This is a genomic window from Streptomyces sp. EDA2-14, assembly GCF_054963755.1.
The window spans coordinates 109,795-128,712 of record NZ_JBUEGE010000001.1 but is presented as its reverse complement, the minus strand read 5'-3'; the positions used below and the strand labels follow the sequence as shown (position 1 = coordinate 128,712).

Annotated in this window: 22 protein-coding genes and 1 riboswitch; of the genes, 10 read left to right on the top strand and 12 right to left on the bottom strand. The window is 69.0% G+C overall.

Features of this window, described 5'->3' with window-relative positions:
- Positions 1-88 precede the first annotated feature (88 nt).
- Both proP and bcp read right to left on the bottom strand, forming a co-directional pair.
- Positions 89-1,591, bottom strand: a complete 1,503-nt coding sequence (gene proP, locus ACY34M_RS00570; protein WP_462719031.1) for a glycine betaine/L-proline transporter ProP — start codon at positions 1,589-1,591, stop codon at positions 89-91.
- A 173-nt stretch (positions 1,592-1,764) separates the two neighbouring features.
- Positions 1,765-2,232 (bottom strand): thioredoxin-dependent thiol peroxidase, encoded by a 468-nt coding sequence (gene bcp / locus ACY34M_RS00565; protein ID WP_327663139.1) that lies wholly within the window; start codon positions 2,230-2,232, stop codon positions 1,765-1,767.
- Between the two features lie 150 nt (positions 2,233-2,382).
- Between bcp and ACY34M_RS00560 the strand changes: the two genes are divergently transcribed.
- The 3 genes from ACY34M_RS00560 (at position 2,383) to sugE (ending at position 3,655) form a co-directional block, all read left to right on the top strand.
- A complete protein-coding gene (locus ACY34M_RS00560) occupies positions 2,383-2,730 on the top strand; it encodes a DUF3618 domain-containing protein (protein ID WP_462719030.1) in 348 nt (115 codons plus the stop codon).
- Between the two features lie 123 nt (positions 2,731-2,853).
- On the top strand, positions 2,854-3,156 hold the full coding sequence (locus ACY34M_RS00555; protein ID WP_266718636.1) for a GroES family chaperonin: 303 nt from the start codon (positions 2,854-2,856) through the stop codon (positions 3,154-3,156).
- A gap of 66 nt (positions 3,157-3,222) precedes the next feature.
- Positions 3,223-3,302: riboswitch (guanidine-III (ykkC-III) riboswitch) on the top strand.
- Positions 3,303-3,334: 32 nt separating this feature from the next.
- Positions 3,335-3,655: a quaternary ammonium compound efflux SMR transporter SugE gene (sugE, locus tag ACY34M_RS00550; protein WP_462719029.1), complete on the top strand. Its 321-nt coding sequence runs from the start codon at positions 3,335-3,337 to the stop codon at positions 3,653-3,655.
- Here the strand turns inward: sugE and ACY34M_RS00545 are convergent.
- Positions 3,633-5,915: a transglycosylase domain-containing protein gene (locus tag ACY34M_RS00545; RefSeq protein WP_462719028.1), complete on the bottom strand. Its 2,283-nt coding sequence runs from the start codon at positions 5,913-5,915 to the stop codon at positions 3,633-3,635. The two genes, sugE and ACY34M_RS00545, sit on opposite strands and share 23 nt — an antisense overlap.
- Before the next feature lie 177 nt (positions 5,916-6,092).
- Here ACY34M_RS00545 and ACY34M_RS00540 point away from each other — a divergent pair, with 177 nt between their 5' ends.
- Genes ACY34M_RS00540 through ACY34M_RS00525 form a run of 4 tightly spaced genes read left to right on the top strand, consistent with a single transcriptional unit; the run spans position 6,093 to position 9,438 of the window.
- The gene (locus ACY34M_RS00540; RefSeq protein ID WP_462719214.1) at positions 6,093-6,887 is read left to right on the top strand and encodes an ABC transporter permease; all 795 of its coding nucleotides are present in this window, start codon (positions 6,093-6,095) and stop codon (positions 6,885-6,887) included.
- 37 nt (positions 6,888-6,924) lie between these two features.
- On the top strand, positions 6,925-7,701 hold the full coding sequence (locus tag ACY34M_RS00535) for an ABC transporter permease (protein WP_462719213.1): 777 nt from the start codon (positions 6,925-6,927) through the stop codon (positions 7,699-7,701).
- Between the two features lie 16 nt (positions 7,702-7,717).
- Positions 7,718-8,695, top strand: coding sequence for an ABC transporter ATP-binding protein (locus tag ACY34M_RS00530; RefSeq protein ID WP_462719027.1), 978 nt, complete (start codon positions 7,718-7,720; stop codon positions 8,693-8,695).
- Between the two features lie 26 nt (positions 8,696-8,721).
- Positions 8,722-9,438: a DUF1707 SHOCT-like domain-containing protein gene (locus ACY34M_RS00525; protein ID WP_462719026.1), complete on the top strand. Its 717-nt coding sequence runs from the start codon at positions 8,722-8,724 to the stop codon at positions 9,436-9,438.
- A 694-nt stretch (positions 9,439-10,132) separates the two neighbouring features.
- Here ACY34M_RS00525 and rdgB read toward each other — a convergent pair.
- The 4 genes from rdgB to ACY34M_RS00505 form a co-directional block, all read right to left on the bottom strand.
- Positions 10,133-10,738, bottom strand: a complete 606-nt coding sequence (rdgB, locus tag ACY34M_RS00520; protein ID WP_462719025.1) for an RdgB/HAM1 family non-canonical purine NTP pyrophosphatase — start codon at positions 10,736-10,738, stop codon at positions 10,133-10,135.
- Positions 10,739-10,763: 25 nt separating this feature from the next.
- Positions 10,764-11,156: a hypothetical protein gene (locus tag ACY34M_RS00515; protein WP_462719024.1), complete on the bottom strand. Its 393-nt coding sequence runs from the start codon at positions 11,154-11,156 to the stop codon at positions 10,764-10,766.
- Between the two features lie 145 nt (positions 11,157-11,301).
- A complete protein-coding gene (gene rph / locus ACY34M_RS00510) occupies positions 11,302-12,036 on the bottom strand; it encodes a ribonuclease PH (RefSeq protein WP_462719023.1) in 735 nt (244 codons plus the stop codon).
- Between the two features lie 92 nt (positions 12,037-12,128).
- Entirely contained in the window at positions 12,129-12,362 is a 234-nt protein-coding gene (locus ACY34M_RS00505; RefSeq protein ID WP_018531827.1) for a glucose PTS transporter subunit EIIB, read from the bottom strand.
- 190 nt (positions 12,363-12,552) lie between these two features.
- Between ACY34M_RS00505 and ACY34M_RS00500 the strand changes: the two genes are divergently transcribed.
- Positions 12,553-13,839 carry a PTS transporter subunit EIIC gene (locus ACY34M_RS00500; protein WP_462719022.1) on the top strand — a complete coding sequence of 429 codons (1,287 nt, stop codon included), beginning with the start codon at positions 12,553-12,555 and terminating at the stop codon, positions 13,837-13,839.
- 168 nt (positions 13,840-14,007) lie between these two features.
- Complete coding sequence (locus ACY34M_RS00495) at positions 14,008-15,258, top strand: PTS transporter subunit EIIC (protein ID WP_462719021.1); 1,251 nt, start codon at positions 14,008-14,010, stop codon at positions 15,256-15,258.
- Positions 15,259-15,333: 75 nt separating this feature from the next.
- Here ACY34M_RS00495 and ACY34M_RS00490 read toward each other — a convergent pair whose 3' ends face one another.
- Complete coding sequence (locus tag ACY34M_RS00490) at positions 15,334-16,086, bottom strand: MBL fold metallo-hydrolase (RefSeq protein ID WP_462719020.1); 753 nt, start codon at positions 16,084-16,086, stop codon at positions 15,334-15,336.
- A 234-nt stretch (positions 16,087-16,320) separates the two neighbouring features.
- On the opposite strand from ACY34M_RS00490, the gene ACY34M_RS00485 reads away from it, so the two are divergent.
- Positions 16,321-16,815 (top strand): type II toxin-antitoxin system PemK/MazF family toxin, encoded by a 495-nt coding sequence (locus ACY34M_RS00485; RefSeq protein WP_462719019.1) that lies wholly within the window; start codon positions 16,321-16,323, stop codon positions 16,813-16,815.
- An 80-nt stretch (positions 16,816-16,895) separates the two neighbouring features.
- Here the strand turns inward: ACY34M_RS00485 and ACY34M_RS00480 are convergent, their stop codons facing one another.
- The 4 genes from ACY34M_RS00480 to ACY34M_RS00465 form a co-directional block, all read right to left on the bottom strand.
- The gene (locus tag ACY34M_RS00480; RefSeq protein WP_266710789.1) at positions 16,896-17,846 is read right to left on the bottom strand and encodes a PLP-dependent cysteine synthase family protein; all 951 of its coding nucleotides are present in this window, start codon (positions 17,844-17,846) and stop codon (positions 16,896-16,898) included.
- A gap of 8 nt (positions 17,847-17,854) precedes the next feature.
- Positions 17,855-18,133, bottom strand: coding sequence for a MoaD/ThiS family protein (locus tag ACY34M_RS00475; RefSeq protein WP_462719018.1), 279 nt, complete (start codon positions 18,131-18,133; stop codon positions 17,855-17,857).
- Positions 18,134-18,252: 119 nt separating this feature from the next.
- A complete protein-coding gene (locus ACY34M_RS00470; RefSeq protein WP_323179532.1) occupies positions 18,253-18,354 on the bottom strand; it encodes a putative leader peptide in 102 nt (33 codons plus the stop codon).
- 103 nt (positions 18,355-18,457) lie between these two features.
- The gene (locus ACY34M_RS00465; RefSeq protein ID WP_462719017.1) at positions 18,458-18,874 is read right to left on the bottom strand and encodes a M67 family metallopeptidase; all 417 of its coding nucleotides are present in this window, start codon (positions 18,872-18,874) and stop codon (positions 18,458-18,460) included.
- Between the last annotated feature and the right edge of the window lie 44 nt (positions 18,875-18,918).

Sequence of the window (18,918 nt, the reverse complement as noted above, 5' to 3'; positions counted from 1 at the left end):
ACGCATGAAATGCGGAACGATCCGATCCTGTGTGGCCGGGCCACATAAGGGGGTGGCCCGGCCATGTAAAGAAGGGGGCAGGGGTGGGTCAGAACTTTGGGGTGGGGGCCTGGGACTCGACCATTTCGGCGGCCTCTTCGTCCGTCTCCACCGAGGGCGGGGAGCCGATCAGGGGCTGCTTGGCCGTTTCCTTCATGCAGGCCACCGCGATGACACCGACGAGCGCCGCGGCCATCGAGTAGTACGCGGGCATCATGTCGGAGCCGGTCAGGCCGATCAGGGCGGTGATGACGAAGGGGGTCGTGCCACCGAAGATCGACGCCGAGAGGTTGTAGCCGACCGAGAGGGAGCCGTAGCGGACCTGGGTCGGGAAGAGCGCCGGGAGCGCCGCCGACATGGTGCCGAGGAGGCAGACCAGGGAGAGGCCGAGCAGCAGCATGCCGAGCGCGACGGCCCACAGGGCGCCGTTCTTGACCAGGAGGAAGGACGGGACCGAGAGCAGGAAGAAGCCGATCATGCCGGCCATCAGGAGCGGCTTGCGGCCGAAGCGGTCGGAGAGCTTGCCGACCTGGTTGATGATGCACATCAGGACGATCATCGTCACGATGAGGATCAGGAGGCCGTGCGTCTCCGAGTAGCCCATCTCGTCCGACAGGTATGTCGGCATGTACGAGAGCAGCATGTAGTCGGTGATGTTGTAGGCACCGACGAGGCAGATGCAGAGGATCAGGGTCGGCCAGTAGTCGCGGAAGATCTTCGCCAGGTCGCCCTTCGCGGTCGCCTCCACGGAGGAGGCGGCGTCGGTCGCGCGGTGCGAGGACTCGTCCTCCAGCTTCTGGAAGGCCGGGGTCTCGTCGAGGCGCAGTCGCAGGTAGAGGCCGACGAGGCCGATGGGGCCCGCCACGAGGAACGGGATGCGCCAGCCCCACGACTCCATGCCGTCGCTGCCGAGGACGGCGGTGAGGATCGTGACCAGGCCCGCCGCGCCGACGTAGCCGGCGAGCGTGCCGAACTCCAGGAAGCTGCCGAAGAAGCCGCGCTTCTTGTCGGGCGCGTACTCGGCGATGAAGGTGGAGGCGCCGCCGTACTCGCCGCCCGTGGAGAAGCCCTGGACGAGGCGGAAGAGGATCAGCAGGACCGGGGCCCAGAAGCCGATCGAGGCGTAGGACGGGATCAGGCCGATCGCGAACGTACCGATGGCCATGAGGATCATGGTCAGCGCGAGGACCTTCTTGCGGCCGACCTTGTCACCCATCGGGCCGAAGACCATGCCACCGATCGGGCGCACGAGGAACGAGACCGCGAAGCCCGCGAACGAGGAGAGCAGCTGGGCCGTGTCGCTCCCGGACGGGAAGAAGACATGACCGATGGTGACGGCCAGATAGGAGTAGATACCGAAGTCGAACCACTCCATGGCATTGCCGAGCGAGGCCGCCTTCACCGCCCGCTTCACCGCGGCGTCGTCGGTGACGGTGATGTCGGTGCGGCGCAGCGGCGGGTTCTTGCGCCGCCGGACGGCGCGGAACAAGGCGCGGTGACGCTTGACCGCCTCCGGGTCGGGCACCAGCCCTTCCTCGGTGTCGGTGGTCATGGGGTGGATCCCTTCTCTGACTGCAAAGCGCTTCCAGGTTCCACCTGCTCACGGACGTAAGTTGCAAACGAAAGTCCCGAGCATTCGGGACCTTCGTCACAACCTTTCGTCCCTAACTTCCGGCAATGCCCGAACTTTCGCACGCGGAACTGCTCCGGAGGGTGCGGGAATTCTCAGATGCCGAGATCCTTGATGATCTTGGCTACGTGCCCGGTCGCCTTCACGTTGTAGAGGGCGCGCTCGACCTTTCCGTCCTCGTCGACGACGACGGTGGAGCGGATCACTCCGGTGACGACCTTTCCGTACAGCTTCTTCTCGCCGAAGGCGCCGTAGGCCTCGAGAACCTTCTTCTCGGGGTCGCCCACCAGGGTGACCTTGAGGTTTTCCTTCTCCCGGAACTTGGCGAGCTTCTCCGGCTTGTCGGGGGACACGCCGATGACGTCGTAGCCGGCCTCGGCGAGCACATCGAGGTTGTCGGTGAAGTCGCAGGCCTGCTTGGTGCAGCCGGGGGTAAGAGCGGCGGGGTAGAAGTAGACGATCGTCTTGCGGCCCTTGTGGTCGGCGAGGGAGACCTCGTTGCCGTCGGCGTCGGGCAGGGTGAAGGCGGGCGCGGTGTCGCCGGGCTGCAGTCGCTCGCTCATGGGGGCCTCCTGGGGCGTCGTGCACATGTGGACTCGGTTGAGCGTAATGGGGGTGCCGGGGGGTGGTGGAGGCGGCGAGCTGACAGACTGTCCATTACTCATACGCAGTTACTCATACGCAGTGCGAGCAGCGACCTTGGAGGCAGCGCGGTGTCGGACAAGTCCAGCACGTCGGATACCCCGGACACACGGACCCCGGCTCAGATCGAGGCGGACATCAGGCGTCGCCGCGAGACCCTGGCCGAGACGCTCGACGAGATCGGTGTCCGGGTGCACCCGAAGACGATCGTGGGTGACGCGAAGGCCAAGGTCGCCTCGCAGGTCGACCACACCCTCGGCCGGGCGTACGTCGGGGCGAACCGGCTGGTCTCCGAGGTGAAGGGGCAGCTGGTGTCGGAGGAGGGCGCGCCGCGTCTGGAGCGGATCGTGCCGGTCGCGCTCGTCGTGGTCGGTGTGACCGGGCTTCTCGTGGTGGGTTCGCGGCGGCGCAAGCGCTGACCGGGCGGGCATCGAGGGGCGCCCCGGCGGCGTACAAGGACGCCCGGGGCAGGTAGGTTCGTCGGCGTGAGCACCCATTCCGATAAGCACAGCAGCCAGCACGACGACAAGCTGCCCATCCGGATGCTGCACGACCGCGTGCTCGTGCGGCAGGACTCCTCCGAGGGCGAGCGGCGCAGCGGTGGCGGCATTCTGATCCCCGCGACGGCTGCCGTCGGCAAGCGTCTGGCCTGGGCCGAGGTCGTCGCCGTCGGGCAGAACGTGCGGGCCGTGGAGCCGGGTGACCGGGTGCTCTTCGATCCGGAGGACCGGGCGGAGGTCGAGGTGCGGGGTGTCGCGTACGTGCTGATGCGCGAGCGGGACCTGCACGCGGTGGCGGCCGACCGGTTCGAGGGTTCCGAGGACTCGACGGGCCTGTACCTGTAGCCGCCCGCGGCGCCTGCGCAGGAGGGCTGCAAGAGGGCTGGTGACCACTGTCACCAGCCCTTTTCGCTTTCCCCTTGCTACCTTTGAGGGACCCCGACGAGACGCGCCGTACCGGGCCGAGCACTGCTCCGCAAAGACGACGCACCCCTGTTGAGAACCACTGACGGAGGTGCCAGTCATGGCCTGGATCCTGATCGTTGTCGCCGGCCTTCTCGAAGTCGCCTGGTCGATCGGCATGAAGTACACCGAAGGCTTCACACGCCTTTGGCCGAGCGTGTTCACGGGCGCGGGAATCGTCGCCAGCATGGTGCTGCTCTCCTACGCCGCCAAGTCCCTGCCCATCGGCACGGCATACGGCGTGTGGGTCGGCATCGGCGCCGCGGGCGCCGCGATCGTCGGCATGGTCGCCCTGGGCGAACCCACCTCAGCAGCCCGAATCGGCTTCATCGCCCTCCTCCTCGTGGCCATCGTCGGCCTCAAGGCGACGTCGGGGCACTGAGGGGGTTGAGGTCGGTATCCCCGCCGTTCTGGCCGCCGGTGGCGGGGGGTTCGGTGGTCTGTTCGCCGTCCGTCGGCTCCTCGGACGGAGGTGCCTCGCTCGTCGGTTCGTCGGAGGGTGACGGCTCGTCCGAGGGGGTCGCGGAGGCGGTGTCCGAAGGGGACTCGGTCGTCGGTTCCGTGGCGGAGGACTCCGGGGTCGAGGGCAGCGGTTCCTGCTCGGCGCCGCTCTGGAGGTCCAGGTCGAAGTCGTTCGCCGGGGTGCCGGAGAGGGCCGCCTGCGTGAACTGGGCCCAGATCTGCGCCGGGTACCCGCCGCCGTTGATCCGGGGGAGGCCCGTCGCCCCGTACAGCGGGGTCTGCACGCCGGAGGTCGGGTCCTGGCCCATCACCGAGACGACGGTCGCCAGGTCCGGGGTGTATCCCGCGAACCAGGCCGCCTTGTCCTCCTCCGCGGTGCCGGTCTTGCCGGCGGCGGGGCGGCCGGCGGCCTTGGCGGCGGTGCCGGTGCCGCCGTCGACGACGGACTTGAGGATGGACGTCGTGGTGTCGGCGGCCTCGCGGGGCACGGCCTGCCGGGTCTGCCGCTCGGGCAGTTCGACCTTCTCGCCGTTCTTGGTGATCGAGTCGAGCATCGTGTACGTGCCGTGCTCGCCGTGGTTGGCGAGCGTCGCGTAGGCCTCGGTCATGTCGAGGACGGAGGCGGTGGACGGGCCGAGCGCGATCGACGGCGAGGCCGTGAGGTCCGGGGTGTTGGAGGGGATGCCGAGGTCGAGGGCGGTCCGCTTGACCTTGTCGGAGCCGACGTCGACGGCCATCTGCGCGTACACCGCGTTCACGGACTTGTCGGTGGCGGTGGAGACGGTGATGTTGCCGTAGGAGCGGTCGTCCTCGTTGGCGGGGGCGTAGCGGCCGCCGTCCCAGCCCTGGACGGGGCGCTTGTTGGTGCCGTCGTAGATGGTGCTGGGGGTGATCCTGCGGCCGTCCTGGGTGGTCGAGGCGTTCTCGACGGCGGACGTGAAGACGAACGGCTTGAACGTGGAGCCGACCTGGTAGTCGCGGCGCGTGGCGTTGTTGACGTACTGCTTCGTGTAGTCGACGCCGCCGTACATGGCGCGCACCTTGCCGTTCGACGGGTCGATGGCGGCGCCGCCCGCGCGGACGTTCTTGTCGATGTCGCGGGACTTCTTGTCGAGCCTCGACATCAGCTGGTCGTCGACGGCCTTCTTGAAGGCGTCCTGTTTCTTCTTCTGCAGCGTGGTGGTGATCCGGTAGCCGCCGGAGGCGAGGGTGTCCTCGTCGAGGATCTTGTTGTCGATGATGTAGTCCTTGACGGCCCGCACGAGGTAGCCGCGCTGCCCGGACAGGCCCGAGGGAGCCTTCGCCTGGTCGGGCGTCGGGAACTTCATGTTGTCGCGGTCGGAGGAGTCGAGCCAGCCCTCCTTGACCATGCCGTCGAGCACGTAGTTCCAGCGGGCGGTCGCCGCGTCCTTGTTCTCCGGGTGCGCGGCCACGTCGTACGCGCTCGGGGCGTTCACCAGGGCCGCGAGGTAGGCGCCCTGAGCGGGCGTCAGGTCCTCGACGTCCTTGCCGTAGTACGCCTGGGCGGCGGCCTGGATGCCGTACGCGTTGCGCCCGAAGTAGCTGGTGTTGAGGTAGCCCTCCAGGATGTCGTCCTTGGACTTCTCGCGGTCCAGCTTGATGGAGATGAAGAACTCCTTCACCTTCCGGGAGACGGTCTGCTCCTGGCCCAGGTAGTAGTTCTTCACGTACTGCTGGGTGATCGTCGAGCCGCCCTGCGTGCCCTTGCCGGTGAGCGTGGACCAGGCGGCCCGCAGCATCGCCTGCGGATCGACCGCGGACTCGGAGTAGAAGTCGCGGTCCTCGGCGGCGAGCATCGCGTGCTGCACCGACTTGGGGATCTGGGTGAGGCTGACGTTCTCGCGGTTGACCTCGCCGTCGCGGGCGATCTGGCTGCCGTTCGAGTACAGGTACACATTGCTCTGCGCGGTCGCCGCCGAGTTGGCGGCGGGGATGTCCACGAGGAAGTAGCCGAGCGCGAAGAGGCCGACGCACAGCAGGATGAAGCCGACGAGGCCGCCGAGCAGCATCCGCCAGGTGGGGATCAGGCGCCGCCAGCCGGTGCGCTTGGGACGCTTGCCCTTGGCGGGCGCGGCGTCCGGGGAGGGCGCGGTTTCGGGCGTGGACGTCCCTTCGGACTGCTCCGGCTGTTCGGACGGGTGCGGCTCGTCGCTGCTCATGTCCTGTGGAACTCCTGATCGGCTTCGTACGTCACGTACGCCTTGTATGACACATATGACCTCCAAGACTGCTACATCGCGTCGAAAATCCGTGGCAGGCGACGCGCGTGCTGGCTAGGCTCCTGCGCTTCGGCCCATTTCAGTTCGGCTCTTCGGGGGGATCTTTTCGTGGAAGCAGTGCGGCTGTACACGACCGTCGCCGCCGGAGGTTTCCGCAGATACGCCACCTATCGCGGCGCGACCCTCGCCGGTGTCTTCACGAACACCGTGTTCGGTCTGATCATCGCCTGCACGTATATCGCGCTGTGGGACGAGCGGCCGCACCTCGGCGGGTACGACCAGGCGCAGGCGCTCACGTTCGTGTGGATCGGGCAGGCGATGTTCGCCGTGATGATGCTGCAGCTCGGCGGCGGGTTCGAGACCGATCTGATGGAGCGGATCCGCACCGGGGACATCGCCGTCGACCTGTACCGGCCGGTGGATCTGCAGTGCTGGTGGCTGGCGCAGGACCTCGGGCGGGCCGCGTTCCAGTTCCTGGGGCGCGGGGTCGTGCCGATGGTGGTGGGAGCGCTCGTCTTCGAACTGGCTCTGCCTACGGACCCGTTGAGATGGCTGGCGTTCCTGCTGACGCTGCTCGCGGGTGCGTGCGTCAGCTTCGGGATCCGCTATCTGGTGTCGCTGTCGGCGTTCTGGCTGATGGACGGCACCGGGGTCACGCAGATGGCGAGTCTCGTGTCGACGTTCCTGTCCGGGATGCTGCTGCCGCTGAACGTGTTCCCCGGCGGCTTCGGCGAGTTCGCCCGCGCGCTGCCCTGGTCGACGATGGTGCAGGTACCGGCGGACGTCCTCCTCGGCGAGCGGGGCGCGGCCGGGGCGCTGCTGTTCCAGGGGGCGTGGGCGGTGGGGCTGATCGGCGCGGGGCGGCTGCTGCAGTCCGCGGCGACGCGCAGGGTGGTGGTCCAGGGTGGCTGAGCGCACGGTGCTCGGGGAGGGCTTGCGGACGTACCGGATGGTCGGCGGGATGTGGATCCGGTCCACGATGGCGTACCGCGCGTCGTTCCTGATGACGGCCTTCGGCAACTTCGCGGTGACCGGACTCGAGTTCGTCGGCATCCTCCTGATGTTCACGCAGGTCGACCGGCTCGGCGGGTACGGGCTGCCCGAGATCGCCTTCCTGTACGGGGCTGCGGGCGCCTCCTTCGGCCTCGCGGACCTGGCGTTCGGTTCGGTGGGGCGGCTCGGGCAGCGGGTGCGGGACGGCACGCTCGACACGTTCCTGGTGCGGCCCGCGCCGGTGCTCGCGCAGGTCGCGGCGGACCGGTTCGCGCTGCGCAGGCTGGGGCGGATCACGCAGGGCGTGGTGGTGCTGGGATGGAGCCTGACGGCGATCGACGTCACGTGGACGCCGCTGAAGCTGCTCCTCGTCCCCGTGCTCGTGGTCAGCGGCGCCGCCATCTTCTCGGCCGTGTTCATCGGCGGCGCGGCCTTCCAGATCGTCGCGCAGGACGCCTCCGAGGTGCAGAACGCGGCGACGTTCGGCGGCAACGCGATGCTCAGCTATCCGCCCACCGTGTTCGGCGACTCGCTGCTGCGCGGTGTCACCTTCGTCCTTCCGCTCGCCTTCGTGAACTGGCTGCCCGGCCTCTACATCCTGGGCCGCCCCTATCCGCTCGACCTGCCGCGGTGGGTGGCGTTCGCGCCGCCGCTCGTGGCGGCGGCCTGTCTGGCCCTCGCGCTGCTCGCCTGGCGGGCGGCGCTTCGTACGTATCGCAGCACGGGGAGTTGAAGGGGACATGGGCTCCATGGGTGACGAGTTCATTCGGCTCGACGGGATCGAGAAGGTCTTCGACGTACGCCGCAGGACGGGCTTCATGCGGCGGGAGCGGCGCGAGGTGCGGGCCGTGGACTGCTTGAGTTTCACGGTGCGGCGCGGCGAGATGGTCGGCTACATCGGGCCGAACGGCGCCGGGAAGTCCACGACGATCAAGATGCTGACCGGCATCCTCACCCCGAGCGCGGGCCGGCTGCGGGTCGCGGGCATCGACCCGTCACGGAACCGGGCGAAGCTGGCCCAGCGGATGGGGGTGGTCTTCGGGCAGCGGACGACGCTGTGGTGGGACCTGCCGCTGATCGACTCGTACCGGCTGATGCGGCGGATGTACCGCATCGAGGAGCACAGATACACGGAGAACCTGAACAGGTGCGTCGAACTCCTCGACCTGGGCGACCTGTTGGAGACACCGGTACGGCAGCTGTCGCTCGGGCAGCGGATGCGCGGCGACATCGCGGCGGCGCTGCTGCACGACCCCGATGTGCTGTACCTGGACGAGCCGACGATCGGTCTCGACGTGCTGTCCAAGGTCAAGGTCCGGGGATTTCTGCGGGACTTGAACGCGGAGCGGGGCACGACGGTGCTGCTCACGACGCACGATCTGACCGACATCGAGCAGCTGTGCCGCCGCGTGATGGTCATCGACCACGGGCGGCTCATGTACGACGGGGAGCTGGAGGGGCTGCACGGGACGGGCGGGGCGGCGGCCGAGCGTACGCTCGTCGTCGACCTGGAGCGTGAACTGCCGCCGCTGGACGTCGATTTCGCGCGGGTGGTGAAGGTGGAGGGGGCGCGGCAGTGGCTGGCGTTCCCGGCCGGGGAGTCGGCGGCGCCGCTGGTGGCGCGGATCGCCGAGCGGTACCCGCTGGTCGACCTGTCGGTGCGCGAGCCGGACATCGAGGCGGTCATCGCCCGGATGTATGCGCGCGACACGTCCGTAGCGCCTTGACGCCGGTCCTCCGTACGCTGACCCCTATGACGGACGAATCCCGCCCCGAGCCCTCCGCCGCCACCCCCGAATTACGCGCCTCCGACGCCGACCGCGAGCTGGTGGCCGAGCGGTTGCGGGACGCCCTCGCGGAGGGGCGGCTCGACATGGAGGAGTTCGGGGAGCGGCTCGACGCGGTGTATCAGGCGCGTACGTACGGGGAGTTGGCGCCGCTGACGAAGGACCTGCCGGTGGGGGCGGCCGCTTCGGGGGCCGTGAGCTTCGTGAAGGAGCCGCTGCCGGAGGGGGCCGTCGACTGGCGTACGCGGATCCGGGGCGAGGCGGGCTCCACGTGGGGCGTCGGGATCATGTCCGGGTTCCAGCGCAAGGGGCGGTGGACGGCGCCACGGCGGTTCAACGGGTTCGTGTTCTGGGGCGGCGGTGAGATCGATCTGCGCGAAGCGGACTTCGAGGCGCCCGAGGTCGTGATCAACTGCGTGGCGGTCATGGGCGGGATGAACGTGGTCGTGCCGCCGGGCGTGGAGGTCGTGGTGCGCGGCATCGGCATCATGGGCGGGTTCGACCACAGCGAGGAGGGGGTGCCGGGTGACGTGGGCGCCCCGCGTGTGGTGGTCACCGGGTTCGCGTTCTGGGGCGGGGTCGGAGTGGAGCGCAAGCTGACCCGCGCGGAGAAGCAACGCCTCAAGGCGTCCCGCCGCCGCGAGAAACTGGAGCGCCGCCGCTCCGACCGGGCCGACGACTGACCCCCGTCCGCACGCTTCGGCCTGCGCCGCGCTTCTGAGCGATTCGGGGTCGCCGCCGGCCCCCACCCTTGCCCGGCACCGGAGCCTTACCGTGACCGGCCCCCGTCGTCACCATTGCGCGGCACCGTGACTCTTTGTCCCGCACCACGCCGGCCCACATCGTCACCATTGCGCGGCACCGGGACTCTTTGTCCTGCACCGTGGCCGGACCCCGTCGTCATCATTGCGCGGCACCGTGCGCCGCCTTGCCCACCCTGCCGCCCAAGGCGGCAGATTGCCCAAGGCGGGTTGCGGCCCACCGCCAGGGGTGGGGAGCCGACCCCGCGGCAGATCACCCAAGGCGGGGGTGCAGCCCACCGCCAGGGGCGGGGAGCCGGCCCCGGGGCGGATTGCCTTAGGCGGGGGCGCCCCCGCCGTTTCGGGTGGGGAGCCGTGTTCGGCGGCAGATCGCCCGACGCGGGTTGGCGGCACCCCGTGAGGCCGACGCCCCCGGAGGGGGCGGGTGGGAGGGAGATGGGCGGGGCGCGGCGACTGCCTGCGGAGAGCGGGCAAATCAAGCCCCTGCGGCGATTGAGCAGCGGGGGCCGGGGCGGAGCCCCGAGGCTGTGACGACGGTGCGGTGAATCGAGCTCCGCCGGCGGTTGAGGGGCGGGGCCCCGTGGCGTAGGGGTGGTGGGTGCCACGGGGCAGGGGGCTAGCCCAGGAGTTCCTGAACCGCCGGGACCAGCGCACGGAACGCCTTGCCCCGGTGCGAAATCGCATTCTTCTCGTCGGCCGTCAACTCCGCCGTCGTCCGCGTATCCCCCTCGACCTGAAGAATCGGGTCGTACCCGAACCCACCCGACCCCGCGGGAGCGTGCCGCAGCACACCCCTCAGCTGCCCCTCGACCACCCGCTCCGTACCGTCCGGAAGGGCAAGCGCCGCCGCGCACGCGAAGTGCGCCGTGCGATGGACGTCGTCGTCGATGTCGGAGAGCTGGGCGAGGAGCAGGTCGAGGTTGGCCTGGTCGTCGCCGTGCTTCCCGGCCCAGCGGGCGGAGAAGATGCCGGGCGCGCCGCCGAGCACGTCGACGCAGAGGCCCGAGTCGTCGGCGACGGCGGGCAGCCCGGTGGCCTTGGCGAGGGCATGGGCCTTGAGGAGGGCGTTCTCGGCGAACGTCACACCGGTCTCCCGGACGTCCGGGACCTCGGGGTACGCGTCGGCGCCGACCAGCTCGTGGGGCAGGCCGGCGTCGGCGAGGATGGAGCGGAGTTCGACGATCTTGCCGTTGTTACGGGTGGCGAGGATGAGGCGGGTCATGCCACCCAGTGTTCCAGGAGGGCCGCTACGACGACGTGCAGACCTTCGTCAGTTCGCCCGCGGCGTCCGTCACCGGGGTGACGTCCGGGGTCTCGTCGCCGTTCTTGATCGACGTACGGACGTTGCCCACCGCCTTGTTGAGGTCGCCAACGGCCTTGGAGACATCCGCGTTGTCGGTCTTGTCGCCGATGTCGTCGAGGTTCTTGTCGATCTTGTCGAGGGCCTGATCGGCCTGCGTCGGGTCGTTCGACGCGTTCTCGACGGCCTGCTGGAGGTCGGTGACGCTGTCGGCGATGGAGTCGGCGGTGCGGGCACAGTCGAGTGCCTTGTCGACGGCCGAGCAGCCGACGACGGCCGGGACCGCGACGAGTGCCGCGGTGGCGGCCAGTATGGCGAGACGGCGGTGACGCGCGGGCATGGAAGGGTCCTCCCCCTGAAGTACGGACGAGCGGACGGCAGTTGGTGTCGTACGCCGTCCGCCCACCCGTAGTGACGCAGTCGGTGGCTGCGCGGTTGCTGTGCCCGGCCACCCTACTTGGGGAGTTCTTTACCTCGGCGGCCCGTTACGCGAGGTCTTCCTCAAGGGCCTTGCGCTGCACACCGGCCAGCTCGTCGCAGCCGGAGACGGCCAGGTCGAGCAGCGCGTTGAGCTCGTCGCGGGCGAACGGCTCGGCCTCGGCGGTGCCCTGGATCTCGACGAAGCGGCCGTCGCCGGTGCAGACGACGTTCATGTCGGTGTCGGCGCGCACGTCCTCCTCGTAGGGGAGGTCGAGCATGGGGACGCCGTCGATGATGCCGACGGAGACGGCGCTGACGGTGCCGGTGAGCGGCTTGCGGCCCGCCTTGATCAGCTTCTTGCCCTGCGCCCAGGCGACGGCGTCGGCGAGGGCGACGTAGGCGCCGGTGATGGCGGCCGTGCGGGTGCCGCCGTCGGCCTGGAGGACGTCGCAGTCGAGGACGATCGTGTTCTCGCCGAGGGCCTTGTAGTCGATGACGGCGCGCAGCGAGCGGCCGATCAGCCGGCTGATCTCGTGCGTGCGGCCGCCGATCTTGCCGCGGACGGACTCGCGGTCGCCGCGGGTGTTCGTGGAGCGCGGCAGCATCGAGTACTCGGCGGTGACCCAGCCCTCTCCGCTGCCCTTGCGCCAGCGCGGGACGCCCTCGGTGAAGGAGGCGGTGCAGAGCACCTTGGTGTCGCCGAAGGAGACGAGGACGGAGCCTTCGGCGTGCTTGCTCCAGCCGCGTTCGATGGTGATCGGGCGGAGCTGTTCGGGGGTGCGGCCGTCGATGCGAGACATAGGGGTGAGCGTATCCGGTACGCCGAAGGCCCCACCCCCTGCGTTCGGGGGTGGGGCCTTCGTGCGGGTGGCCGGTGCCGGTCAGCGGCGGGTCACATCATGTCTTCGATGTCGGCGGCGATGGGGTCCGCGTCGGTGCCGATGACGACCTGGATCGCGGTGCCCATCTTGACGACGCCGTGGGCACCGGCGGCCTTGAGCGCGGCCTCGTCGACCTTGGAGGGGTCGACGACCTCGGTACGCAGACGGGTGATGCAGCCCTCGACCTCTTCGATGTTGTCGAGCCCGCCGAGCCCGGCGACGATCTTCTCAGCCTTCGTGGCCATTTCGTTCTCCCTGTTGTCTCCGGGCCCGCCTATGGGCCGCTTTGTCACGGTAACCCACGGTTGGCCCATCTTCGCGAGCGGTGACTCCGCCCTTGACGAAAGATGACGAGCACGGACCGACCCGTCCCCGCAACTGGTCTACACCAGTATCCAACGACCGCCAACCGTGGCTTGTTCCGGGAGGACGCCCATGAGCGCCAATGCTGCTGCCGCGCCGAGGCCGAGCCCCTGGAAGAACTTCTTCCAGGGGCTTCAGAAGATGGGGCGCAGCCTGCAGCTGCCCATCGCGGTCCTGCCCGCGGCCGGCATCGTCAACCGCCTCGGCCAGGACGATGTCTTCGGTCCGGACGGGCTGAACTGGCCCGATGTCGCCAGTGTCTTCAAGGGCGCGGGCGGCGCGCTGCTGGACGCCGACATCGGTCTGCCGCTGCTGTTCTGCATCGGTGTCGCGATCGGCATGGCGAAGAAGGCCGACGGGTCCACGGCGCTCGCCGCCGTTGCGGGCTTCCTCGTCTACCGCGGCGTCCTGCACCAGTTCCCGGAGGACTGCGCCGACGGGGCGAAGGCGGTGGTGACCGGCTGCCAGGCGGCCGACGGCACCGTGGCCGCCTTCACGTACCAGAATCCGGGCGTGTTCGGCGGCATCATCATGGGCCTGCTGGCCTCGTTCTTCTGGGTCCGCTACCACCGGACCAGGCTGGTCGACTGGCTCGGCTTCTTCAACGGCCGCCGGCTCGTCCCGATCATCATGGCGTTCGTCGGCATCGTCTTCGCGGTGGTCTGCCTGTGGATCTGGCCGCCGATCGGCAGCGGCCTGGAGTCGTTCTCCAACTGGCTGCAGAGCCTGGGCGCGATCGGCTCCGGCATCTTCGGTGTCGCCAACCGCGCGCTGCTCGTGATCGGCCTGCACCAGTTCCTGAACACCCCGCTGTGGTTCCAGTTCGGCACGTACACCAAGCCGGACGGCACCGAGGTGCACGGCGACATCAACATGTTCCTCAGCGGCGACCCGACCGCGGGCATCTACCAGTCGGGCTTCTTCCCGATCATGATGTTCGCGCTCCCCGCGGCCTGCCTGGCGATCGTGCACTGTGCGCGGCCGGAGCGGCGCAAGGCGGTCGGCGGCATGATGATGTCGCTCGCGCTGACCTCGTTCGTCACGGGCATCACCGAGCCCATCGAGTACTCCTTCGTCTTCATCGCGCCGGTACTGTACGCGATCCACGCGGTGCTCACGGGTGTGTCGATGGCGGTGACCTGGGCATTGGGGGTCAAGGACGGCTTCAGTTTCTCCGCGGGTCTGATCGACTACGTGATCAACTGGGGTCTCGCCACCAAGCCATGGATGATCATTCCGATCGGTCTCGTCTTCGCCGTCCTCTATTACGTGATCTTCCGTGTCGCGATCACCAAGTGGGATCTCAAGACACCGGGTCGCGAACCGGAGGAAGAGGTCGAGGACATCACCAAGGCATAACGCTTTTCGGCTCCGCAGCGAAGGGCCCCCGGACCATTCGGTCCGGGGGCCCTTTGCCGCGAGAATCGACGACGGGAATCAAGGGTTCCTTATCCCGCCTTCACCGTGCTACAACAGGTCTACACCACTGAGTGGTGTAGACCATCTGCTTTTGCATGGAGGAAGTTGATGAGCACCGCCAGCGCTACGGCGGCCCCCGCAAAGAAGCGGGGTTCCGGCCTGTTCCAGGGCCTCCAAAAAGTGGGCCGCAGCCTGCAGTTGCCGATCGCGGTGCTCCCCGCCGCGGGCATCATGGTGCGACTCGGCGCCGACGATGTCTTCGGCAAGGACGGCCTGGGCTGGGGCACCGTCGCCACGGTCTTCGCGAACGCCGGCTCGGCGATCACGGACAACCTGCCCATTCTGTTCTGCATAGGCGTGGCCATCGGCTTCGCCAAGAAGTCCGATGGCTCGACGGCGCTCGCCGCCCTCGTCGGCTTCCTCGTCTACAGCAAGGTCCTGGAGGCCTTCCCGGTCCACGAGGCCGTCATCAAGAAGGGCGAGGACGTCGCCGCCGTCTACAACAACCCCGGTGTCCTCGGCGGCATCATCATGGGTCTGCTGGCGGCGGTGTTCTGGCAGAAGTACCACCGCACCAAGCTGGTCGACTGGCTCGGCTTCTTCAACGGCCGCCGCCTCGTCCCGATCATCATGGCCTTCGTCGGCATCGTCGTCGGCGTCTTCTTCGGCCTGATCTGGGAGCCCATCGGCGACGGCATCACCAGCTTCGCCGAGTGGATGACCGGCCTCGGCGCCGGCGGTTCGGCCCTGTTCGGCCTGATCAACCGCGGTCTGATCCCGATCGGCATGCACCAGTTCGTCAACACGGTGGCCTGGTTCCAGCTCGGTGACTTCACCAAGCCCGACGGCTCCGTCGTGCACGGCGACATCACGCGCTTCCTCGCGGGCGACCCCTCGGCCGGCATGTACCAGGCCGGCTTCTTCCCGATCATGATGTTCGGCCTGCCTGCCGCCGCCATCGCCATCGCGCACTGCGCGCGCCCCGAGCGCCGCAAGGCCGTGATGGGCATGATGGTCTCCCTCGCGCTGACCTCGTTCGTCACCGGTGTGACCGAGCCGATCGAGTTCACGTTCATGTTCATCGCGCCGCTCCTGTACGTGCTGCACGCGATCCTGACCGCCATCTCCATGGCGGTCACCTGGGCCCTCGGCGTCCACGCGGGCTTCAACTTCTCGGCGGGCTTCATCGACTACGCCCTGAACTGGAACCTCGCGACCAAGCCATGGCTGATCATCCCGATCGGTCTGGTCATGGCGGCCCTGTACTACGTGGTGTTCCGCTTCGCGATCACCAAGTTCAACCTCACCACCCCGGGCCGCGAGCCCGAGGAGGAGGTCGAGGACCTCACGAAGGCGTGAGCCCCTCCCCCGTACGACGCACGAGGGCCCCGGAACCGCTGACGGTTCCGGGGCCCTCGTCGTGCCGCCTCGGACTCAGATCGTGTACGACACTCCCGGCGCGGCCAGCTCCACCGGACCGTCGTACACCGCGCGCGCGTCCGCGAGGTTCACCTGCGGGTCGGTCCACGGCGGGATGTGCGTGAGGACGAGCTTGCGGGTGCGGGAGCGCTGCGCCGCCTCCCCCGCCTCCCGGCCGTTGAGGTGCAGCGCCGGGATGTTCTCCTTGCCGTGCGTGAACGCGGCCTCGCACAGGAACAGGTCGCTGTCCTCGGCCAGTTCGTCGAGCGCGGCGCACGGGCCCGTGTCACCGGAGTACGTCAGCGACCGCCCCTCGTGCTCGACCCGGATCGCGTACGACTCCACCGGGTGGCAGACCTTCTCCATGCGGACGGAGAAGGGCCCGATCTCGTACGAGCCCGGCTTCACGGTGTGGAAGTCGAAGACCTCGCTGAACGCGGAGGCCGAGGGCGTGTCGGCGTGCGCGGTCGTCAGGCGCTGCTCGGTGCCCTCGGGGCCGTAGACCGGGATGGGGTCGCAACGGCCGCCGTCGTGGCGGTAGTAGCGCACGACGAAGTACGCGCACATGTCGATGCAGTGGTCCGCGTGCAGATGCGAGAGGAAGATCGCGTCGAGGTCGTAGAGACCACAGTGGCGCTGCAGCTCGCCCAGGGCTCCATTGCCCATGTCGAGGAGCAGCCGGTAGCCGTCGGCCTCGACGAGGTAGCTCGAGCAGGCCGAATCCGCGGACGGGAACGACCCCGAGCAGCCGACGACGGTGAGCTTCATAAGAGCCTTCAACCTCCGCGCTGGCGGTCCGGAAAAGCGGGGTACTGCGGGCGGCGCCATGAGCCGAGGGCCATGGGTCATGTGCCGAGGGGGTCAGTCGAGCGTAAAGCGCGAAAGGGCGGGCGGCTCCTCCGTCACGGGCCGTTGTGGGCGAACTCACCTGCGCTGTCACCGGTTCGGAGGGCTTCGGGGCCGCGGAAGCACCCCCCGCGTCCCACCGGTACCGTCATGCCTATGGACACGTCCTGGTGGCTCGCGCTCGCTGCCGTCGTGCTGCTCGCGCTCGTCGCGACGCTGGTCGACGGGTGGGGACGCGGCACGCGGCACCGCCGCAGGGAGCGGCACGTTCCGCGGGGCTCGCACGGCCGCGGGCCCGAGCCGGGCGACATCTGGTGGGCGATGGTGCCGTACGAGGACGGGCCACGGTCAAAGGGGCCGCGCGGAGCGCGTCGGGCAGGGCGGCGGCGGGTGACGGGCGGGAAGGACCGGCCGTGTCTGGTCCTGTCGGTGCGGCGGGGCGTGGCGACGGTCGTCAAGATCACCAGCCGGTACCACGACGAGCGGCCCGGCGTGATCGCGCTGCCGCCCGGGTCGGTGGGCGATGCGCGGGGGCGGGCGAGCTTCCTGGAGACGGACGAGCTCCGCGAGGTCCCGCTGGGGGATTTCCGGCGTCGGGCCGGGGTCATCGATCCGGGTCTGTGGGACCAGGTGCGCCACTTGGGGCATTGAAAGCCCCTCCGGCGATTGAGGAGCGGGGTCCGGGGCGGAGCCCCGTGTCCTCAACCACGGAGGGGATCAAAGGATGGGGCCTACGCCCACAACTGGCCGTGCAGGACCTCGATGGCTTCCTCGGTCGTGGCGGCCGTGTAGACGCCCGTCGACAGGTACTTCCACCCGCCGTCGGCGACCACGAACACGATGTCGGCGGACTCCCCCGCCTTCACCGCCTTCTTGCCCACACCGATCGCGGCGTGCAGCGCCGCGCCCGTGGAGACGCCCGCGAAGATGCCCTCCTGCTGGAGGAGGTCACGGGTGCGGGTCACCGCGTCGGCCGAGCCGACGGAGAACCGGGTCGTGAGCACGGAGGCGTCGTACAGCTCCGGCACGAAGCCCTCGTCGAGGTTGCGCAGCCCGTACACCAGGTCGTCGTAGCGCGGCTCGGCCGCGACGATCTTGACGTCGGGCTTGTGCTCGCGCAGGTACCGGCCGACGCCCATGAGCGTGCCGGTGGTGCCGAGCCCCGCGACGAAGTGCGTGACGGACGGGAGGTCGGTGAGGATCTCCGGGCCGGTCGTGGCGTAGTGCGCGCCCGCGTTGTCCGGGTTGCCGTACTGGTAGAGCATCACCCAGTCCGGGTGCTGCTCGGCCAGCTCCTTGGCGATGCGGACCGCCGTGTTGGAGCCGCCCGCGGCGGGCGAGGGGATGATCTCCGCGCCCCACATGGCGAGCAGGTCGCGGCGCTCCTGCGAGGTGTTCTCCGGCATGACGCAGACGATGTTGTAGCCCTTGAGGCGGGCGGCCATCGCGAGCGAGATGCCGGTGTTGCCGGAGGTGGGTTCGAGGATGGTGTCCCCGGCCTTGATCCGGCCCTCCTTCTCGGCCTGCTCGATCATGTGGAGCGCGGGGCGGTCCTTGATCGAGCCGGTCGGGTTGCGGTCCTCCAGCTTCGCCCAGATCCGCACGTCGTCGGAGAGCGAGAGCCGCGGCAGGCGCACCAGAGGGGTGTTGCCCACCGCGGCCAACGGGCTGTCGTAGCGCATGAGCCCGCTCAGCGCATTCCGCCGGCCACGGCCGGCAGGATCGTGATGCTGTCGCCGTCGGCGACCTTGGTCTCGATGCCGTCGAGGAAGCGGACGTCCTCGTCGTTCAGGTACACGTTCACGAAGCGGCGCAGCTTGCCGTCGTCCACGATGCGCTCGGCGATGCCCGCGTGCCGGGTGTCCAGGTCGGCGAAGAGCTCGCTGAGGTTGTCACCGCTGCCTTCGACGGCCTTGGCGCCGTCGGTGTAGGTGCGGAGGATGGTCGGGATGCGGACCTCGATGGCCATGCTGGGCTCCTGTCGGGGAGTCGGAAGTCGTGTGGGTGAGCGCGCCTGGGCGCGGGCGTTTCCGGTCAGGTGCGTGGGGACGGGAGCCGATGGCCCTCGGCGGCCTTACGGCGTCCGGCTCAGCGCGGACAGATGGCGCTGGCGAGGCGGCACAGGTCGACGTGCAGCCGCGCCACGAGCAGCATGCCCGGCGTCTTTTCGCTCACGTCGTGGGAAACCATGGGCTCATCGTATCGATTCCCGGTCCGGATCCCGGAATGTGATCTCACCATGCGGTCGAAATGCGTCCGGTGTATGAGAACCACGAGGTCGGGGCCGTGCCGTTCAGGCGGTGACCTCGACTTCTTCCTCCGTGATCTCGCCGTCGACGATGCGGTACGAGCGGAACTGGAAGGGGCCCGCGTCGTCGGTGTCGGCGGTGGAGACCAGCACGTAGTGGGCGTTCGGCTCGTTCGCGTACGTGACGTCGGTGCGCGAGGGGTAGGCCTCGGTGGCGGTGTGCGAGTGGTAGATCACGACCGGCTCCTCGTCGCGGTCGTCCATCTCGCGGTAGAGCTTCAGCAGGTCACCGGAGTCGAACTCGTAGAACGTGGGCGAGCGCGCGGCGTTCAGCATCGGGATGAAGCGCTCGGGGCGGCCCTCGCCGACCGGGCCCGCGATGACGCCGCAGGCCTCGTCGGGGTGGTCCTTGCGGGCGTGCTCGACGATCTGGTCGACCAGGGTCTGGGAAATCTTCAACATGCGGCCAGCATAAGCAGGTGGGCCCCCTCGTACCGGAGTGCGGT